Annotated in this window: 15 protein-coding genes; 13 read left to right on the forward strand and 2 right to left on the reverse strand. The window is 73.7% G+C overall.

What is annotated here, in order from left to right; translation table 11 throughout:
* Window positions 1-12 precede the first annotated feature (12 nt).
* The 3 genes from QSK26_RS29095 to QSK26_RS29105 are packed head-to-tail and all read left to right on the forward strand — an operon-like array spanning window position 13 to window position 2,815.
* Window positions 13-768, forward strand: a complete 756-nt coding sequence (locus QSK26_RS29095) for a (Fe-S)-binding protein (RefSeq protein WP_285778473.1) — start codon at window positions 13-15, stop codon at window positions 766-768.
* Window positions 765-2,171, forward strand: a complete 1,407-nt coding sequence (locus tag QSK26_RS29100) for a lactate utilization protein B (RefSeq protein ID WP_285778474.1) — start codon at window positions 765-767, stop codon at window positions 2,169-2,171. The genes QSK26_RS29095 and QSK26_RS29100 overlap by 4 nt, the downstream gene beginning before the upstream one ends.
* Window positions 2,168-2,815, forward strand: coding sequence for a LutC/YkgG family protein (locus QSK26_RS29105; RefSeq protein WP_285778475.1), 648 nt, complete (start codon window positions 2,168-2,170; stop codon window positions 2,813-2,815). The genes QSK26_RS29100 and QSK26_RS29105 overlap by 4 nt, the downstream gene beginning before the upstream one ends.
* Window positions 2,816-2,827: 12 nt before the next feature.
* On the opposite strand, the gene QSK26_RS29110 is transcribed toward QSK26_RS29105, so the two are convergent.
* Window positions 2,828-3,874 (reverse strand): baeRF2 domain-containing protein, encoded by a 1,047-nt coding sequence (locus QSK26_RS29110; protein ID WP_285778476.1) that lies wholly within the window; start codon window positions 3,872-3,874, stop codon window positions 2,828-2,830.
* An 11-nt stretch (window positions 3,875-3,885) separates the two neighbouring features.
* Window positions 3,886-4,179, reverse strand: a complete 294-nt coding sequence (locus QSK26_RS29115) for a DUF2795 domain-containing protein (RefSeq protein WP_285778477.1) — start codon at window positions 4,177-4,179, stop codon at window positions 3,886-3,888.
* A gap of 152 nt (window positions 4,180-4,331) precedes the next feature.
* Here QSK26_RS29115 and QSK26_RS29120 point away from each other — a divergent pair, with 152 nt between their 5' ends.
* The 10 genes from QSK26_RS29120 to QSK26_RS29165 all read left to right on the forward strand — a co-directional run bounded on the left by QSK26_RS29120 (window position 4,332) and on the right by QSK26_RS29165 (window position 17,739).
* The gene (locus QSK26_RS29120) at window positions 4,332-5,441 is read left to right on the forward strand and encodes a GNAT family N-acetyltransferase (protein WP_285778478.1); all 1,110 of its coding nucleotides are present in this window, start codon (window positions 4,332-4,334) and stop codon (window positions 5,439-5,441) included.
* A 117-nt stretch (window positions 5,442-5,558) separates the two neighbouring features.
* Window positions 5,559-6,794 carry a bifunctional cobalt-precorrin-7 (C(5))-methyltransferase/cobalt-precorrin-6B (C(15))-methyltransferase gene (locus QSK26_RS29125; RefSeq protein WP_285778479.1) on the forward strand — a complete coding sequence of 412 codons (1,236 nt, stop codon included), beginning with the start codon at window positions 5,559-5,561 and terminating at the stop codon, window positions 6,792-6,794.
* Between the two features lie 160 nt (window positions 6,795-6,954).
* The gene (locus QSK26_RS29130; protein WP_285778480.1) at window positions 6,955-7,821 is read left to right on the forward strand and encodes a sirohydrochlorin chelatase; all 867 of its coding nucleotides are present in this window, start codon (window positions 6,955-6,957) and stop codon (window positions 7,819-7,821) included.
* Between the two features lie 74 nt (window positions 7,822-7,895).
* Window positions 7,896-8,975, forward strand: coding sequence for a nicotinate-nucleotide--dimethylbenzimidazole phosphoribosyltransferase (gene cobT, locus QSK26_RS29135; protein WP_285778481.1), 1,080 nt, complete (start codon window positions 7,896-7,898; stop codon window positions 8,973-8,975).
* A gap of 87 nt (window positions 8,976-9,062) precedes the next feature.
* Window positions 9,063-10,076, forward strand: coding sequence for an agmatinase (gene speB / locus QSK26_RS29140; RefSeq protein WP_285778482.1), 1,014 nt, complete (start codon window positions 9,063-9,065; stop codon window positions 10,074-10,076).
* A 99-nt stretch (window positions 10,077-10,175) separates the two neighbouring features.
* Window positions 10,176-11,408, forward strand: a complete 1,233-nt coding sequence (cobA, locus tag QSK26_RS29145) for a uroporphyrinogen-III C-methyltransferase (RefSeq protein ID WP_285778556.1) — start codon at window positions 10,176-10,178, stop codon at window positions 11,406-11,408.
* Entirely contained in the window at window positions 11,405-13,435 is a 2,031-nt protein-coding gene (locus QSK26_RS29150) for a GTPase (RefSeq protein WP_285778483.1), read from the forward strand. Before cobA ends, QSK26_RS29150 begins: the two co-directional genes overlap by 4 nt.
* Window positions 13,432-15,069, forward strand: coding sequence for a P-loop NTPase family protein (locus tag QSK26_RS29155; RefSeq protein ID WP_285778484.1), 1,638 nt, complete (start codon window positions 13,432-13,434; stop codon window positions 15,067-15,069). Before QSK26_RS29150 ends, QSK26_RS29155 begins: the two co-directional genes overlap by 4 nt.
* A 129-nt stretch (window positions 15,070-15,198) precedes the next feature.
* Complete coding sequence (locus tag QSK26_RS29160; RefSeq protein WP_285778485.1) at window positions 15,199-15,924, forward strand: single-stranded DNA-binding protein; 726 nt, start codon at window positions 15,199-15,201, stop codon at window positions 15,922-15,924.
* A 522-nt stretch (window positions 15,925-16,446) separates the two neighbouring features.
* On the forward strand, window positions 16,447-17,739 hold the full coding sequence (locus tag QSK26_RS29165) for a GGDEF domain-containing protein (protein ID WP_285778486.1): 1,293 nt from the start codon (window positions 16,447-16,449) through the stop codon (window positions 17,737-17,739).
* Window positions 17,740-17,751: the final 12 nt, after the last annotated feature.

Raw genomic sequence — 17,751 nt, forward strand, 5'->3', positions numbered from 1 at the left:
GAGGGAAGTCACGTGCGCGTCGCACTGTTCATCACGTGTGTCAACGACACACTGTTCCCCGGCACCGGGCAGGCGGTGGTGTCCCTGCTGAGACGGCTCGGCTGCGAGGTCGAGTTCCCCGCCGCCCAGACCTGCTGCGGGCAGATGCACGTCAACACCGGCTACCGCGCCGAAGGGGTACGGCTGGCCGAGCACTTCGTCGACGTCTTCGCCGGGTACGACGCCGTGGTGGCCCCCTCGGGATCGTGCGCGGCGATGGTCCGCGAGCAGTACCCCCGGCTCGTGCACGCCGCCCGGTCCTCCGGACCCCGGGTGCCGAGCGGCCTGGCGGGCGCGGTGGCCGAGATGACGCCGAAGGTGCACGACCTGTCGGAGTTCCTGGTGGACGTGCTCGGCGTCACCGACGTCGGCGCCTACTTCCCGCACCGGGTGACCTACCACCCGACCTGCCACTCGCTGCGCGGCCTGCGCGTCGGCGACCGGCCGACCCGGCTGCTGTCCCAGGTGCGCGGCCTCGAGCTGGTCCCGCTGCGCGGCGCGGAGGAGTGCTGCGGCTTCGGCGGCACGTTCGCGGTGAAGAACGCCGCGGTCTCCTCCGCCATGTGCGCCGACAAGGTGCGCAACGTCATGGACACCGGGGCCGAGGTGCTCTGCGCGGCCGACAACTCCTGCCTGATGCACATCGGCGGCGCCCTGAAACGGCAGCGCACCGGCGTCCGGATCATGCATCTGGCCGAGATCCTCGCGGCCACGGAGGAGGTCAGGTGAGCGGCACCTTCCTCGGCATGCCGTCGTTCCCGCGGAACGCGGCGGCAGCCGTACAGGACTCCCAGCTGCGCTTCAACCTGCGCAAGGCCACGCACACCATCCGCGACAGGCGGCTGAGCGTGGTCGGCGAGCTGCCCGACTGGGCGGAGCTGCGCCAGGCCGGGAAGGCGATCAAGGACCACACGCTGCGCCACCTGGACACCTACCTGCTCCAGATGGAGGAGGCGGTGACCAGGGCGGGCGGCAAGGTGCACTGGGCCGCCGACGCCGCCGAGGCCAACCGCATCGTCACCGGGCTGGTCAAGGCCACCGGTGAGACGTCGGTGGTCAAGGTGAAGTCGATGGCCACCCAGGAGATCGAGCTCAACGAGGCGCTGGCCGAAGAGGGCATCACCGCCTACGAGACCGACCTCGCCGAGCTGATCGTGCAGCTCGGCGACGACTTCCCCTCGCACATCCTGGTCCCGGCGATCCACCGCAACCGTTCGGAGATCCGGGAGATCTTCCTGTCCAAGATGGCCGAGTGGGGCAAGCCGGCGCCCGCGTCGCTGACCGACGAGCCGCGCGCCCTGGCCGAGGCGGCCCGGCTGCACCTGCGCGAGCGCTTCCTGTCCACCAAGGTCGCCGTCTCCGGGGCCAACTTCATGATCGCGGAGACCGGCACCCTGGTCGTGCTGGAGTCCGAGGGCAACGGCCGGATGTGCCTCACCCTGCCGGAGACGCTGATCAGCGTGGTGGGCATCGAGAAGCTGCTGCCCCGCTGGCAGGACCTGGAGGTCTTCCTCCAGTTGCTGCCGCGCAGCTCCACCGGGGAGCGGATGAACCCCTACACCTCCTCGTGGACCGGGGCCACCGAAGGGCAGGAGTTCCACCTCGTGCTGGTGGACAACGGGCGCACCCAGGTGCTCGCCGACGAGGTGGGCAGGCAGGCGTTGCGCTGCATCCGCTGCTCCGCCTGTCTCAACGTCTGCCCGGTCTACGAGCGGGCCGGCGGTCACGCGTACGGCTCGGTGTACCCGGGGCCGATCGGCGCGATCCTCACCCCGCAGCTGCGCGGCATGGGCTCGGAGCTGGACCGCTCGCTGCCCTACGCCTCCAGCCTGTGCGGCGCCTGCTTCGACGCCTGCCCGGTGGCGATCGACATCCCCGAGGTGCTGGTGCACCTGCGATCCAGGGCGAGGCACGCCCGCGCGGAACGCCTCGGCATGCGCGCCGCGGGCTGGGTGTTCGGCAAGCCGGGACGGCTGGCCCGCGCGCAGCGGATGGGCAGCAGGTTCCGCAGGCTGGTGCCCAGACGGCTGCCCGGACCGCTGGGCGGCTGGACCGACACACGCGAGATACCGGACATCCCCGCCCAGTCCTTCCGCGACTGGTGGGAGCAGACGGACGGAGGCCGCCGATGACCGCCGACACCCCCGCCGCGGGGTCCCGCGAGCTGATCCTCTCCCGCATCCGCGCCGCGGTGGCGAACGCGCCGGAGACCGAGATCCCCCGTGGCTACCGGCGGACCCGGTCACAGGAGGGCCTGGCCGAGCTGCTGGCCGACCGGCTGGACGACTACCGGGCGACGGTGCACGTCGTGCCGGCCGCGCAGGTCGCCGCCACCGTCGGCAGGGTGCTGAAGGAGCGCGGCGTCGGCCGGCTCGTGGTGCCGGACGGCGTCCCCGAGGAGTGGAGCCGGGCGGCAGCCGGGGAAGGGGGGTCGCAGATCGTCCGGGACGACCCGCCGCTGAGCGCGGAGGAGCTGAACGCGGTGGACGGCGTGCTCACCGGCTGCGCCGTGGCCATCGCCGAGACCGGGACGATCGTGCTGGACGCCGGGCCGGGCCAGGGCCGCCGCGCGCTCACCCTGCTGCCCGACTACCACCTGTGCCTGGTGCGGATCGACCAGGTCGCCGGCATCCTGCCCGAGGCCATCGGCCGGCTGGATCCGGCCAGGCCGCTCACCTGGATCGCCGGTCCTTCGGCCACCAGCGACATCGAGCTGAACCGGGTCGAGGGGGTACACGGCCCGCGCAACCTCGAAGTGATCATCATCGACGGCTGACGGGCCGGCGGGTCAGAAGCGGAGCAGCGCCGCCGCGTCGGTGCCCAGCGCGGCCCGTTCCACGAACCACAGCTCGGCGTCCGTGACGGCCACCGCGCGGGCCAGCGCGGCGTCCGCGCGTTCCCTGCCCGGCTCGGCGATCCCCCGGCCGGTCAGCTCCGCGCGGTCCAGCGCGAGCTGGCCGCCCTCGCGGCCGACCCACATCAGGGCCTCGGCCGTCGGGTCGCCGGCCAGCAGCAGCACGTCCACCTGGCCCCGGCGCAGGCAGCGCACGGTCTCGGCCAGGCCGGTCGCCGAGGGACCCTCGCCGTAGTACTCGATCAGCTCGGCGCGCCGCTGCCCGACCCAGTCGTCCACGGCCGCCTGCACGCCCTTCTCCATCGGCCCGCGATCGGCCCCCCGCGCCCGTCCGTCGTGGTCGACCATCACCACCCGGTCGGTCGCCTGGGTGCCGAGATGCTCGCAGAGCACGGCCCGCGCCTGCGGCTCGCCCGCCACCACGACGAGTTCGGCGCCGATCCTGCGCACCTCGGCGTTCACCCGCTTGGCCACCGTGCCCGCGTTGCCCTCCCAGGAGTCCGCCACGCCCGGCTCGTACCGGTGCCGCGACCAGCCGCCGGGCGCGACCCCGGGTAACGCCCGGCCCTGCGCGCTGGCCCGGACGACCACCACGTCCGTGCCCCGGTCGTCGATGAGCACCCGCAGGTGCGGCACGCTCTCCCCGCGCTGCGCGAGCATCGGCGTCACGTGCGGCAGCGGCGACCAGCGAGCCAGCTCCCTGCGCGGCGGGCCGGGCAGCGGCTCGTCCAGCAGGACCTCGCCGCCCGCGGCGAAGAGGGCGCGGCCCGGCGCGGAGCCGGCGCTACCGGCGTCCGAGGCCAGCAGGTCGCCGATGGCGGCGACCGTCGAAGGGTCGCCGCCGGCGTCCCTGAGCCGGGGACTCAGGCGCCGCCAGCGCCGTGCCACGCCCTCCGCGCCCACCCGGCAGGTGTCGAGGTAGACGGAGGCGAACGCCTGCCCGGCGTGGTCGTACAGTGACCGGATCGCGTCCAGTCTCATGGCCGCCCTTCCTACCCGCGACGGGGCTCGACTCCGAGCCCGAGTGCCTGAGCGACCTCCGAGATGTTCGCGAACCGCACGTCGGGCAGCGACCTGACCGCCTCGACCACGGCCTCGGGAGCGTGCACCGCCTCGGCGCGGGCGATCAGCTGGCTCCGGTCGGCGGGGAAGTCGCCGCCGTGCAGCCATTTGGCGAGATTGCTGCGGCGCTGCACGTCGGCGGGGGTCATGCCGGCCGATCCGCCGGGCCTGTTCCTGCGCTGCTCGTCCAGCCGGGCCCCATGTTTCGCACTGCCGCGTTCCATGGTTCTCCCCCTTTCGGATCCGGGGTGCGTCCGGACCCGGGCTCCTACCCGCGGCTTTGAAGGCAAACATGCGTGATATCCGGGTTGCGCGGCGATCTCTGATGCGCTGGGGTGTAGTGCGCCGGAATTCGAGACAGAGCGGGGAGTGGAGCATGAGCACCTTCGATCCCGGGCTCACCGTCGGGACCCGGCGGCTGGTCATGCGCCCCTTCTCCCGCGGCGACCAGGACCGGATCCGCGCGGTGGTGGAGAGCGGCGACGAGTTCCTGCCCGCCGGCGCGCCCCGGCACGTGGCGAGCGTCGGGCAGTGGCTCGACCACGGCGTGCACGAGCTCCAGCGCTCCGGCCAGGGCATCCACCTGGCGATGGAGGCCGAGGGCCGGGTGATCGGCTCGATCAGCCTGTTCCGCACCCACTGGGGCGCGGGCACCACCGAGGTCGGCTACGGCGTGCATCCGGCGCACCGCGGCCGGGGTTACGCGCCCGAGGCCCTCGCCGGCCTGGCCCGGCACGCCTTCGACGAGGTCGGCCTGCGCCGGATCGAGCTGCGCGCCAACGTGGACAACCCGTCCTCGATCAGGGTCGCGGAGAAGTCCGGTTTCGCCCGCGAAGGGGTGCTGAGGGGCGCCGGGTTCGAGTCCGACGGGCCACGCGACCTGGTGGTCTTCGGCCTGCTCGCGCAGGATCAGCCGAGCGGGCAGGTCCGGCGGGACCGCGTGCTCGGCCCGGCCAGGCTGGCGACGGCGCGGCTGCTGCTGCGCCCGTTCCACGCCGGCGACGCCGACGACCTGCTCGCCGTCTCCGCCGATCCGGACATCCGGCGCTGGCTGAAGTGGCCGATCGGCTTCACCGCCGAGCGCGCCTGGGACTTCTGCGTCCGGCTCGCGCACGAGAGTCCCGACACCGGCGTCCAGTGGGCCGTCGTCGCCACCGGGACCGGCCGCCTGTCCGGCGCCGTCTCCCTGTTCGGCGCCGACTGGGACGACGGCCACGCCTACTGCGGCTACTGGATCGCCCCCTGGGCGCGCGGCCACGGCTTCGCCGCCGAGGCCACCGAGGCCGTGGTACGGCACGCCTTCGCGGCCGGTCTGGCGCGCGTCGGCCTGTGGGCCGCGAGCGGCAACACCGCCTCCCAGCGGGTGGCGGACCGGGCCGGGTTCACCAGGGAGGGCGTGCTGCGCGGCGCCGGACTGCTGCCCGGCGGCGTGCGCACCGACATGGTGGTCTTCGGCCGTCTCAGCGAGGATCCGGCTCCTCCGTGAGCCCTTTCGAGGGCGTTTGCGGGCTTTCGCGGGCTCCCGATGTGGCGGCGGCGGCTTCGTGACCTGGAACTCGGACCGGGAGACGGTCACTCTGGAGGGGAGGGCGGTGAAACGTTGATGATCACGGTGATCGGGTTCGACGGTTCGGAGCCGTCGCCGGCCGCGCGGGCCAGGCTGGACGCCGCCGCGCTGGTCACCGGCGCCGAGCGGATCCTGCGGCGGGTGCGGACGGCGGTTCCCCCGGTCCCGGCCGCGGACGACGCGGCCGCGGTGGCGGCCGTCGAGGCGCACCTGGAGCGCGGGGAGGGGCCCGCGGTGGTGGTCGCCGACGGCGATCCCGGGTTCTTCGGAGTCGTGCGCGCCCTGCGCGAGCGCGGCCTCGCCCCCGAGGTGCTGCCCGCCGCCTCCCTGGTCACCCGCGCCTTCGGCCGGGCCGGCCTGCCCTGGGAGGACGCCCTCGTGCTGGCCGCCCCCGACCTGCGGCGGGCGGCCAACGTCTGCCGCGCCCACCACAAGGTCGCCGTGCTGACCGCCCCCGGGATCGGCCCCGCCGAGCTGGCCCGCGCACTGGCCCCGACCACGCCGCGCGCCCTCATCGTCTTCGAGGACCTCGGCGGCCCCGGCGAGCGGATCACGCACAGCCGGATGGGCGAGGCGACCACCCGGCCGTGGCGGGACCCGGCGCTGGTCCTGGTCCTCGACCCGCGGCACCGCCCGGCGGAGCGGACCTGGCTCGCCGGAGCACGGCCAGGCCCCGGCCGGTGGGCGCTCGACTTCACCTCCGCCCCGCATGCCGTACCCGGGCCGGCGGCGGCAGCCGTGCCAGGGAGCGGTGCGGCGCCCGGAGCGGTGCCGTGGGCCGGGCCGGAGGCGCGGGCGTTCGTGCTGGCCAGGCTCGGGCCGCGGCTCGGCGCGATGGTGTGGGACGTCGGCGCGGGGGCCGGCGACGTGGCCGTCGAGTGCGCCCGCTTCGGCGCGGCGGTGGTGGCCGTGGAACGCGACCCGGCCCGCTGCGAGACCATCAAGCGGAACGTGCTGGAACACCACGTCAAGGTGGCGCTCACCCGAGGGGACGCGCCCGCCGCCCTCGAACCGCTGCCCGACCCGGACGCCGTGCACGTCGGCGGCGGCGGTCCCGCCGTGGTCGCCGCCTGCGCCGCGCGGTCACCGGAGTCCCTCGTGTGCACCCTGGGCGCCGCGGACCGGGTGCCCGCCCTGCTCACGATCCTGCGCGAGCACGGCTACCACGCCGAAGGACTCCGGTTGCACGCGTCCCGGCTGGACGGCGCCCACCACCTCGCCCCGAACGCCCCCGTCTACATCGTGCACGGCACCCGGATCGGGCCCGGCTGAGCCTGGATAACGCCACTTGGGCCGCAGTTGCCCCAGCTGTATCGTTGCCAGGTCGTTACCTGTGCTTTGCGTGTCCTTATCGGATATCCTCGCGCTGCCTTGCTGCTGTCCTCCCAGGTCAGCTAGCCGAAACCGCGTCGAGAAACTTGGAGAAGCCTGCATGAAGCCGCCGCTGTTGCTCATCGGGCACGGCCAGGGGGAGGACAGTGGTGCCGCCGAGTTCGGCAGATTCGTGCACCGGCTGCGCTGCCGACTGGACCAGAAAGTCACCGACGTGTCCGGCGGCTATCTTGAGAAGGCGCGCCCCCGGCTGAGCGACTCGGTCGCCTCCCTCATCGCCCGGGGACACCACCGGCTGGTCGCGCTGTCCCTGACCCTCAACGGCGAACAGCTCGCGGGCGGCAGGATCCCGGCCGCGATGGCCCTGGAGCAGCAGCGCCACCCGACGCTCATGTACGACTACGGGCGGCCCCTCGGCCCCGACCCGCGGGTACTGTCCGTCCTCGCCGACCGGCTGGCGGACGCGGCGGCGGACGTGCCGAGGCTGCACACCGTACCGGCCCTCTCCGGCGGGCACGAGGCGCGGCTGCGCGGCCCGTCCGGCCTGTGGCCGCACGAGGAGGACGCGGCGCCGGTGGAGCCGGGCGAGACCGCCGTGGTCCTGGTCGGCGACGGCTCCACGGACCCGACCGCCAACGCCGAGGTGCACCGCGTCTCCCGGCTCTTCTGGGAGACCCACGCCTACGACTTCATGACCGTCGAGACGGCCTTCGTGTCGCTCACCCCGCCCGGCGTCACCGGCGGCCTGGAACGCTGCCGGCGGCTCGGCGCCCGCCGCGTGATCGTCGTCCCCTACCTCCTCTTCGCCGGCGGCCAGCTCGAACGCGTGTGGGCCCAGGCCCTCGCCTACGCCGCCGGCCACCCCGAGCTGGACATCCGCTGCGCCGAGGTCATCGGCGACTGCGAGGCCCTGGCCGACGTCGTCATCGACCGCTACGAGGAGGCCCTCGCCACGGCCGCCCGGTGAACCGGGCCCGGGATGGGAAAGCGGGCCGGGCTGGTGGAGACTGGGCGGACCGTCCACTTCCCGGGAGACACCGTATGAGCCTGCTCGACGAGACGATCGCCGCGATCCGCCCCGCCGACCCGGGCGCCGTCGCCGAGGCCCGCGCCCACCAGGACCGCCTCACCAAGCCGCGCGGCTCGCTCGGCGTGCTCGAAGAGGTCGCGGTACGGCTGGCCGGCTCGGCGGGGACCGGCCTGCCGCCCATGCCGGAGCCCGCCGCGCTGGCGATCTTCGCGGGCGACCACGGCGTGCACGCCCGCGGCGTGAGCCCGTGGCCGCAGGAGGTCACGACCCAGATGGTGGCCAACTTCACCGCGGGCGGCGCGGTGGCCAACGCGTTCGCCGCCCAGGTGGGCGCGTCCGTGACGGTGGTAGACGTGGGCGTGGCCGCGGATCTCGCCCCGGCGCCGGGCCTGCTCCTGCGCAAGGTCGCCCACGGGACCGCCGACCTGTCCAGCGGGCCGGCGATGACGGTCCAGCAGGCCGTGGCCGCGCTGGAGACCGGTATCTCGGTCGCCGCCGAGCTCATCGGCGGCGGCGCCCGCTGCCTGATCACCGGCGACATGGGCATCGCCAACACCACCGCCTCGGCCGCCCTCGTGTGCGCCTACACCGGCGCGGACCCCGCCGTCGCCACCGGCCGCGGCACCGGCATCGACGACCCCACCCACACCCGCAAGATCGCCACGGTCCGCGAGGCCCTGCGCGTCAACGCCCTCGTGCCACCGGCCGGTGACGGCGTCCAGGACGGGTTGCGGGTGCTGGCGGCGGTGGGCGGGCTGGAGCACGCGGCGATCGCCGGGTTCATCCTGGGCGGCGCGGCGGCGCGGGTGCCGGTGCTGCTCGACGGGGTGATCGCCGGCTCGGCGGCGCTGGCCGCCGCCGCGCTCGCCCCGGCGGCGGTGGACCACTGCGTCGCCGGGCACCGGTCGGTCGAGCCCGGGCACCGGCTGGCCCTGGACCACCTCGGCCTGCGTCCCCTCGTCGACCTCGAACTCCGTCTCGGCGAGGGCACCGGCGGCCTGCTCGCCCATCCGCTCGTCTGCGCCGCCGTACGCGTGATGCACGAGGTGGCGACCTTCGACTCCGCCGGAGTGACCGAAAAGGAGTCCTGAAACCTCCGGGCCGTCTCGCCACCGGTGGCGCCATGGCCCTTTTCAGTAATGTGGGGCCGGAGCGAGCCGGGTGGAGAGGTGGGACCGTTGACCAGATATGGCGCCATGTTCGGACCCGACATCACGTTCCTCGGGGTGGACCGCTGTGACGTGACCGACCCGGGCACGTTCGCCGACGCCGACGTCGTGATCATCGGAGCGCCCTTCGACGGCGGCACCTCGCACCGGCCGGGCGCCAGGTTCGGGCCGGGCGCGCTGCGCCAGGCGTGCTATCTGCCGGCCGACGGGTCGAGGCCGAGCCTGGCTTTGCGCGTCGACGCGTTGCGCGACCTGCGGGTCTACGACGCGGGCGACGTCGAGTGCTACTCCGGGGACGTCGAAGGGTCGATCGCGCACATCGAGGAGGCGGTCCGGCGCATCGCGCTGTCCGGGGCGATCCCCGTCGTGCTCGGCGGCGACCACACGATCGCGCTGCCGGACGCGCGCGGGGTGGCGACGGCGCGCGGCATGGGACGGGTGTCGATGCTGCACTTCGACGCGCACGCCGACACCGGCAACATCGCCTTCGGTCACCTTTACGGTCACGGCCAGCCCATGCGCAGGCTCATCGAGTCCGGCGCCATCCGCGGCGACCGGTTCCTGCAGATCGGCCTGCGCGGCTACTGGCCCGAGCCGGAGACCCTGCGCTGGATGGCCGAGCGGAAGATGCGCTCCTACGAGATGACGGAGATCGTCGCGCGCGGCCTGGAGGAGTGCCTGACCGAGGCGTTCGCGATCGCGCTGGACGAGTGCGAGGGCGTCTTCCTCTCGGTGGACATCGACGTCTGCGACCCCGGTCACGCGCCCGGCACCGGCACCCCCGAGCCGGGCGGCCTCACCGCGCGGCAGCTCCTCGACAGCGTGCGCCGGATCTGTTACGAGCTGCCCGTGGTCGGCATGGAGGTGGTGGAGGTGGCGCCGCCGTACGATCACGCGGACATCACCGCCTATCTCGGCAACCGGGTCGTCCTGGAGGCGTTGTCGGCGATGGCCAGGCGGCGCAAGGACGACGCGGGAGGGCCGCGATGGGATCCACGTCAGCCCCTTCTTGACGGTCGTTAACCCACGCGCAGCAAATCGGCCTGTCCAAGCCGGTAGGTTTACCTCCTAACAGGAAACACGCACGAATCCGCAAGTCTCGTGAACTGGAGATCGGCCGCCATGTCCCCCTACCTGCTCGGTCTGCGCCTCTCCGGGCGGCGGGTGCTCGTCGTGGGCGGAGGCAGGGTCGCCCAGCGCCGGGTGCCGGCCCTGCTCGACGCCGGCGCCCTGGTCACGCTCGTGTCGCCGAGCGTCACACCCGCACTCGACGATCTCATCGCGGCCGGCCGGGTCACCTGGGAGGCCCGCCCCTACCAGGTGGGCGACTGCGACGGCGCCTGGCTCGTCCAGGCGTGCACCGACGACCGCGCGGTCAACACCGCGATCGCCGCGGAGGCGGAGGCCAAGCGGGTCTGGTGCGTGCGCGCCGACGACCGCGACGCCTCGGCAGCCTGGACCCCGGCCGCCGGCAAGGTCGACGAGGTCAGCGTGGCGGTGACCGCGGGCGGTGACCCGCGCAGGGCCGCCGGGATCAGGGACGCGGTCGTCGAGGCCCTGCGCGAAGGCACGGTCGACGCCCGGCGCAACCGCACCAAGCCGGTGGGCGTGGCGCTGGTCGGCGGCGGGCCCGGCGACCCCGGCCTGATCACCGTGCGCGGCCGTCAGCTCCTCTCGCAGGCCGACGTCGTGATCGCCGACCGGCTCGCGCCGCGCGCCCTGCTGGACGAGCTGTCGCCGGATGTCGAGCTGATCGACGCCGCCAAGATCCCCTATGGCCGCTACCTCGCCCAGGAGAAGATCAACGAGCTGCTCGTCGAGCACGCCAGGGCGGGGAAGTTCGTGGTGCGGCTGAAGGGGGGCGATCCCTTCGTCTTCGGCCGGGGCGGCGAGGAGATGCTCGCCTGTGCGCAGGCCGGCATCCCGGTGCTCGTGGTGCCGGGCGTCACCAGCCCGGTCGCGGTCCCCGCGGCGGCGGGCGTGCCCGTCACGCACCGGGGCGTCAGCCAGGAGTTCCACGTCATCTCGGTGCACGTGCCCCCGGACCATCCCCAGTCCACGGTGGACTGGGGGGCGCTGGCGCGCTCGGAGGGGACGCTGGTGTTCATGATGGCCGTCGAGCGCCTCGGCAAGGTGGCCGAGAGGCTGCTCCGAGACGGACGTTCGCCGGAAACGCCCGTAATGGTGGTACAGGACGGTACTCTTCCGACGCAGCGAGCTGTATACGCCAACCTGTCGACCGTGGCAGAGCGCGTGAGCGCGGCCGGGATCCGGCCACCGGCGATCGTGCTCGTAGGCGACGTCGTGAAGGTCGGCCAGGAGGTCGAGATGGTCCGTGCGGAGCGGGTTCCGTGAAGTCGGCTGCCAACGGGCCCTCCGGGCGGCTCGGTGAAGGGGTGAGCCAGGACGCGGGCGCCGACCTGGCCGACCACCCGGAGTCGCCGGGCGAGGAGACCGTGACGTTCCGGGCGATCGGCGACGACGACCCGGGCCCGGCCAAGGACGACGGCGCCGGTCCCCGGGCGAGGAGCGGCCCGGCGGGAGCCGGTAAGCCGGCCACGTCGTTCGACGCGTTCGCCGCCTTCACCCCGGTGCACCCCGTGGCGGACCAGGCCGAACCCGACCCCGAGCCCCCCGAGCCGGAGCCCGAACCCGGGGCCGAACCCGGACCGGACGAGCGGGCGGCGCGGGTGCGCGAGGAGTCGCTGCCCGACGACTCGGCGCACCGGCTGACGGAGGCGCTGGCCGCGCTCAGGGAGAGCGTGACCGACCTGCGGTTCGGGCTGGACGGGCCGGGCGCCGAGGAGGCGGGCAAGGCCAGGGCCGAGATCCTCGCCCAGCTCGACGACTACGTGATCCCCCGGGTGAGGATGAGCACCGCACCCGCGCTCATCGTGATCGCCGGTTCGACCGGGGCGGGCAAGTCCACCCTGGTCAACTCCCTGGCGGGGGAGAAGGTGAGCGTCACGGGCGTGCGGCGGCCGACGACCGCCACCCCGGTGCTCGCCTGCCATCCCGACGACAGCGGCTGGTTCGTGCAGGACGGCCTGCTCGGCGGCCTGCGCCGGGTCGAGTCCCAGGAGGGCGCCGGCCCGGACAGCCTGGTGCTGTCCACCAGCGACCTGCTCCCGCCGGGGGTGGCGCTGCTCGACAGCCCCGACATCGACTCCGTGGTGGAGAGCCACCACGAGATCGCCTACCGCATGCTCGACGCCGCCGACATGTGGATCTTCGTGACGACCGCCGCCCGCTACGCCGACGCCCCCGCCTGGCGGCTGCTGCGCATGGCCAAGGAGCGCGGCGCGCGGATGGCCATCGTGCTGTCGCGGGTGCCGCCGCGCTCCCGCGAGATGGTGGTCAAGCACTTCACCCGGATGCTCACCGACTACGGCCTGGGCGGGGTGGACCGGTTCGTCATCGACGAGTGCGCGGCGCGTGACGGCCGGTTACCCGACAACCAGATCGCCGGCCTGCGGATGTGGCTGACCGAGCTGTCGGTGGACGACGAGCGGCGGGCGAAGGCCGTGCAGGCCACGCTCACCGGCGTGCTGGACAGCTTCCGCACCCGCGTCCCCGCGCTCGCCCGGCACCTGGAGGCGCAGGTGGCGTTGCGCGCCGAGCTGCGCGCCGACGTGGAGACCGCCTACACGGCGGCGCTCGCCGAGATCGACGAGGTGACCAGGAACGGCTCGCTCATGCGCGGCGAGGTCTTCGCGCGCTGGCAGGACTTCGCCGGGTCCGGCGACATCACGCGGACCCTGCATCTGCGCCGGCCCGCCCGGCTCGGCGGCAAGTCCTCGCGGCAGGCGCCCGACCGGCAGCGCGCGCTGAAGTCCGCGCTGCGCTCCGGTCTGGAGTCGATGATCGTCTCGGCGGCGCAGCGGGCCGCGGAGGAGGTCGTCGAGCGGTGGGTACGGCGCGGCCGGCCGGGCGACGCGCTGGCCGAGACGCCCGGACTCGGCGACATCTCCGACGAGATGGTGCGGCGAACCGGCCGGACGATCGGATCCTGGCAGGACTACCTCGCCGAGCTGATGCGCAAGGAGGGCGTCGCCAAGCGGTCGGTGGCGAAGGTCGTGTCCTATGACGAGGAGTCGCTGGCCCTGATCTTCACGGTGGGGTTGCTCGGCTACGGCACGCACGAGGCGTCCGACGGCGGGCGGGTCCCGATGCCGCAGCGGCTGCTGCGCGCGCTGCTGGGGGCCGAGTCGCTGCGGAGCATCAGCGTCAAGGCCCGCAACGACCTGCGCGCCCGGATAGGCACGGTGTTCGATGAGGAGACGATGAGATACGTCCAGGTGCTGGACGGAGCCGGCATTCCCGACGAATCCACCGCGACCCGCCTCTACCAGGCCACGTACAACCTCGAGGTCGCCCGATGACTGTCACCACCTCCGCGCGGCCGGCGCTCGGCCCCCGCCTGGCGGCGCTGTCGCGCATCGTCGAGCTCGGCCCCGGCCGGGTCAACCCCACGCTGCTCTCCGAGGCGGGCCAGCTCCTGCTGCGCGCCGGCGACCGGCTGAAGCTGTCCTCCGACCACACCGTGGTCGCGCTCGCGGGAGGCACCGGCAGCGGCAAGTCGTCGCTGTTCAACGCGGTCTCCGGGCTGGAGCTGTCGCCGACCGGCGTGCGCCGCCCCACGACGGCGCGCACCCACGCCTGCGTGTGGGGCCTGGAGGGCGCCGGGCCGCTGCTGGACTGGCTGCAGATCCAGTGGCGGCACAGGTTCGCGCGGGCCAGCGCGCTGGACAAGGGAGACGGCGGGCTGCACGGCCTGATCCTGCTCGACCTGCCCGACCACGACTCCATCCGCGCCCTCACCGACCACGAGGCCGACCGGCTGATCGGCATCGCCGACCTCGTCGTCTGGGTGCTCGACCCGCAGAAGTACGCCGACGCCTCCACGCACCGGCGCTACGTCACCGAGCTGGCCGGGCACGACGCGGTGACCGTCTTCGCGCTGAACCAGGCCGACCGGCTCTCCCGCGAGGAACTCGCCGAGTGCCTCGCCGACCTCGACCGGCTGCTCAAGCAGGAGGGCGTCGAGTCCCCGCAGGTGGTCGCCACCTCCGCCGTCGCCGGCGGCGGCGCGGAGGCGCTCAAGACCGTGCTCGCCGACGCGGTGTCCAAGCGCAGGGCGGCGATCCAGCGCCTGGAGGCCGACGTCGAGCGGGTCAGCCGGCACCTCGGCGCCATGATGCCGCCCGGGGAGGCGGTCGGCGTGGCCGCGTCCGTGGACGGCGCCCGCCGGGTGGGCCTCACCGACGCGCTCTGCGACGCCGTGGGCGTCCCCGCACTGGGCGAGGCCGTCGAGAACGTCTACGCCGCCCGCTCGGCCGACTACGTCGGCTGGCCGTACGCCCGGTGGGCGCGCGGGCTGCGCGGCGACCCGCTGAAGAGCCTGCGGCTCGGCGACCTGCGCCAGGAGATCCGCGGGCTGACCGCGGGGGCCGTGAGCGCCCAGCCGGCCGAGGTGGACAACGCGATCCAGGCGCTGGCCGACGGGCTGTCCGGCGGCATGCACGACTCCTGGCGCAACGGGCTCAAGCAGGCCGCGCGTTCGCGTGCCGCCGAGCTGCCCAAGGTGCTGTCGGAGGAGCTCGCCGAGGTGGCGCCCCGGCTGGACCGCGTGCCCACGTCGTGGCGGCTGCTCAAGATCTGGCAGTATCTGCTGGTCGTGCTCTTCGTCGCCGGCGTGGCCTGGCTCGGCACCACCGTCGCCTACGGCGTGCTGGAGGTGGGCAAGCTGCCGGAGGGGCTGCGGCTCTTCGAGGACGTCGAGTCGATGCCGTGGGTGGGGCTGATGATGCTCTCGGTGCTCGGCCTCGGGCTGTTGACGGGCGTCGCCAGCCGCAACCTCGTGGTCCTCGGCGCCGGGAACGAGCGCGACCGCCTCGAACGCGACATGCGGCGCAGGGTCGCCGCCGTGTCGGAGTCGATGGTGATCGAGCCGGTGGAGAAGGAGCTGACCCGCCACCACGAGTTCTACACCGCCCTGCGCGGCCTGCGCGCCTAGCGCCCGGTCGTCCACAGGGGCCGGCGGCCATCCCCAGAACGCGGTTCTGGCCGATGGCGGGCCCGGCGGGCGGGCCATCGTGGCTTCCAGACGGCGGCGTTCGGGTCCGCCACATGGAAGGCACACGTCATGAATGACATCTACGTCACGCTCACCGGCAACGTCGCGGCCGAGCCGCGCCAGCACACGTTCTCCGACGGTTCACGGGTCACCTCGCTGCGGGTCGTCACCGCCAACCGCTATTTCGACAAGAAGTCCCAGGAGTGGCGCGACGGCGACAGGACCTTCTTCGCCGTGCGCTGCTGGCGCGGGCTGGGGGACAACGTGGCCCAGTCCATCCGGGTCGGCCACCCGGTCGTCGTGCAGGGGCGGCTCAGAATCCGCGAGTTCGGCAGGGAGGGTGAGCGGCGCTTCATGGCCGAGGTCGAGGCCGGCTCGGTCGGCCACGACCTGCGCTGGGGGGTGGGCACGTTCACCAAACCGCAGCGCGGCACCGCCCCCACGTTCGACGCCGAGATCCGCGACCGCCTCGACGAGGCCACCGAGGACTGGGCGCATGCCACGGCCCGCCCCGCGCCGCCCGCCGCCGCGGAGGGAGCGGCGGCGTTCCCGTTCGAGGCCCCGCTGCCCGGCGGCGTGGAGCCGTCGGTGTCCGTGGCGCCGCCGGAGGAGGTGCCGGGCGCCGACGTGGTCGAGATGGTGAGCCCGCTGGGCGACCCGGCCGCCGATTCGGCCGACAACCCCGCCACCGACCCGGCCGCCGACCCGGCCGCCGACCCGGGTCCGCGCCCGCGCCGTCGTACGGTGAGGGCCGATCGATCCGGTGAGACGCTCGGCGAGCGCCTGGCCGCCTAGCGCGCCGGTCCGCGGGGGAGGGGTGGTCGCCGGTCGTGCGATCACCCTTCTCGGCAGGGCGGGTGTGATATCTCACCACCCAATCGGCCTCGCCCCGTGTTCGAACGATAGCGGTCCGTGAGATCCTGGAGTTCGAGAAGGGGGGTCGAGGCGCACCCTCCTCCGGAGGGGTCGGAGAAGGAGGGGGCATCGGCCGGGGCGAAGAGGTGCTCTCGCGGCGCGGCTCACGGGCGACGGCGTCGCCGTGGTCCGGTGGGCGCGGGAGGGGCCTCGAAGACGTCGGCCGACGGTCTTGCCGTTCGGATGTCAGCGCATCCGCCGGGGGTCATGACCTAGGTCCAGGTAATGCCCCGCATCATCGCAACTCCTTTCCGCACGGGTTAGCGCGCACCGTCATGCGGCCTTCGACGGTGGATCGCCGAAGGTGTCCACCTCGCCCAAGGTATCGGTTCCCGTCGCGTAACGCACAGTCCGCAACTATTGTGTTACACATCGTTAGGTAGAGGGGGGGATGGCGTGGTGATGACCGGTCATATCTCAGTCAAGCCTCGTAATGGAGCCTCCGCGCTGGCGGCGCGGTGGCCCCTGCTCGCGCAACGTCGGCCGCTCATCGCCTACCTCTGCGGGATGGTGGCGCTGCACGCGGTGCTGCTCGCGGTCTTCGCGGTCTCGACGCCGTTCCGGTGGGGCGACGTGTTCACCTTCACCGCGCTCACCGTCTGCGGCGCGGTGTGCATCGAGGCGACCCGGCGGCTCGGCATGCCGGCGGGCATCGCGCGCGACATGCTCTCGGCGTGGTGGCTGCCCACCGCGTTCCTGCTTCCTCCGCTCTATGCCCTGCTGGCGCCGATCCCGTTGCAGATCCTGCTGCAGAAGCGGGTCAGGGAGACCGTGCTCTACCGCCGGGTCGGCAGCGTGGCGGCGATCGGCCTGGCCGGGGGCACCGCGTCGATGGTGTTCCACCTGGGCGTGCCCGACCCGGCCGAGCTGACCGCCGGCGGGGTGATGGCGATCCTGCTCGCCGTGGGCGGCGCGGTGCTGTTCACGGTGCTGAACACCTCGCTGATCGCGGTCGCGGCCTTCATGTCCGAGCCGGACACCCGGCTGCGTGACGTGCTGTGGGATCGGGAGAGCGCGCTGCTCGACGTGGTGGAGCTCTGCCTCGGCGTGCTGGTGGCCATCGCCTGCGGCATCAACCTCGCCCTTCTCGTGCTCGCGCTGCCGCCGGTGGTCCTCCTCCAGCGGAGCCTGCTGCACGCCCAGCTCCAGGCGGCGGCCCGCACCGACCCCAAGACAGGGTTGCTCAATGCCGCGGCCTGGCAGCGGGAGGCCGACACCGAGATCGTCCGCGCCCGGCGCACGGGGTCGGCGCTCGCCGTGCTCATCGTCGACATCGACCACTTCAAACGGGTCAACGACCGGCACGGCCACCTGGTGGGCGACCAGGTGCTCGCCGGGGTCGCCGCCACGCTGCGCAGCCAGCTCCGCGAGTACGACGTGATCGGCCGCTTCGGCGGTGAGGAGTTCGTGGTGCTGCTCCCGCACACCGAGGTGCGCGAGGCCCGTCTCATCGCCGAGCGGCTGCGGGTGCGGGTGGGGATGATGGCGATCCCCGCCGACGACGTGATGATCAGCGTGACCATCTCGGCCGGGGTCGCCCTGATGAGCCTGCACGGGGACGACCTGATCGAGCTGCTGGCCGCGGCCGACCTGGCTCTTTACCGGGCCAAGGAGCTGGGCCGCGACCAGGTGTGCCTGCCGCTCACCAGCGCTCCGCCGCCGCCCGCGTCCGCCGCCGAGGCCGAGTCGCCCTAGCCGGCGATCTCC

Origin of the sequence: Microtetraspora sp. NBRC 13810 (assembly GCF_030268685.1) — a bacterium.
Classification (GTDB): domain Bacteria; phylum Actinomycetota; class Actinomycetes; order Streptosporangiales; family Streptosporangiaceae; genus BSRQ01.

Bases quoted from the DNA above. Each gene is read 5' to 3' on its own strand.
- QSK26_RS29105 (WP_285778475.1), top strand. From the start codon at position 2,168: ATGACCGCCGACACCCCCGCCGCGGGGTCCCGCGAGCTGATCCTCTCC.
- cobA (WP_285778556.1), top strand. From the start codon at position 10,176: ATGTCCCCCTACCTGCTCGGTCTGCGCCTCTCCGGGCGGCGGGTGCTC.
- QSK26_RS29130 (WP_285778480.1), top strand. From the start codon at position 6,955: ATGAAGCCGCCGCTGTTGCTCATCGGGCACGGCCAGGGGGAGGACAGT.
- cobT (WP_285778481.1), top strand. From the start codon at position 7,896: ATGAGCCTGCTCGACGAGACGATCGCCGCGATCCGCCCCGCCGACCCG.
- QSK26_RS29165 (WP_285778486.1), top strand. From the start codon at position 16,447: ATGACCGGTCATATCTCAGTCAAGCCTCGTAATGGAGCCTCCGCGCTG.
- QSK26_RS29160 (WP_285778485.1), top strand. From the start codon at position 15,199: ATGAATGACATCTACGTCACGCTCACCGGCAACGTCGCGGCCGAGCCG.
- QSK26_RS29125 (WP_285778479.1), top strand. From the start codon at position 5,559: ATGATCACGGTGATCGGGTTCGACGGTTCGGAGCCGTCGCCGGCCGCG.
- QSK26_RS29120 (WP_285778478.1), top strand. From the start codon at position 4,332: ATGAGCACCTTCGATCCCGGGCTCACCGTCGGGACCCGGCGGCTGGTC.
- QSK26_RS29110 (WP_285778476.1), bottom strand. From the start codon at position 3,874: ATGAGACTGGACGCGATCCGGTCACTGTACGACCACGCCGGGCAGGCG.
- QSK26_RS29155 (WP_285778484.1), top strand. From the start codon at position 13,432: ATGACTGTCACCACCTCCGCGCGGCCGGCGCTCGGCCCCCGCCTGGCG.
- QSK26_RS29115 (WP_285778477.1), bottom strand. From the start codon at position 4,179: ATGGAACGCGGCAGTGCGAAACATGGGGCCCGGCTGGACGAGCAGCGC.